Origin of the sequence: Pectobacterium polonicum (assembly GCF_005497185.1) — a bacterium.
GTDB classification, from domain to species: Bacteria; Pseudomonadota; Gammaproteobacteria; order Enterobacterales; family Enterobacteriaceae; genus Pectobacterium; species Pectobacterium polonicum.
Map to the genome: position 1 here is coordinate 1 of NZ_RJTN01000067.1, position 473 is coordinate 473.

1 protein-coding gene is annotated in these 473 nt (G+C 53.5%); it reads right to left on the reverse strand.

All coding sequences use genetic code 11. The features are described from left to right. Nucleotides 1–473, reverse strand: a 473-nt coding sequence (locus EDI29_RS22655) for a tripartite tricarboxylate transporter permease (protein ID WP_137742665.1), incomplete at both ends; no start/stop codon positions are given.

The following is a 473-nucleotide window of genomic DNA, read 5'->3' on the forward strand; positions in this document are numbered from 1 at the left end:
AGCTATCGGGATCGGCGTCACGCCGTTTAGCATCGTTATAGGCGAGGTAACAGGACATACTGCCGCCCGCACCGGGAAGAATACCAATCACAATGCCGATAAAAGAGCTGCGTAGCCAGACGGGCAGGAATTGACGCCATTGCGAGAGCACTGAACCTTGGCTTTTCAGCCTCAATAAATGGCGAGGTAAGCCTGTGCTGAGAGCCTGCTCGACCATTTGAATCACCGGTGGAAAGGCAAACAGGGCGGTGAGCAGAACGACGAGATCTAATCCTTCCGTCAGTTCGAGCAAACCGAAGGTATAGCGTTCATCTCCAGTGGAAATATCCAGACCAATTGTACCGATCGCCAGCCCCAGTAGCGCGGCAACCAAGCCTTTCAAAAAATCATTCCCCAGAAGTGATGTCACGGTGGCGAGTCCGAGCAGGGAAACCCAAAAGTAATCGGCGGGGCTAAACGCCAAGCCGATGTTG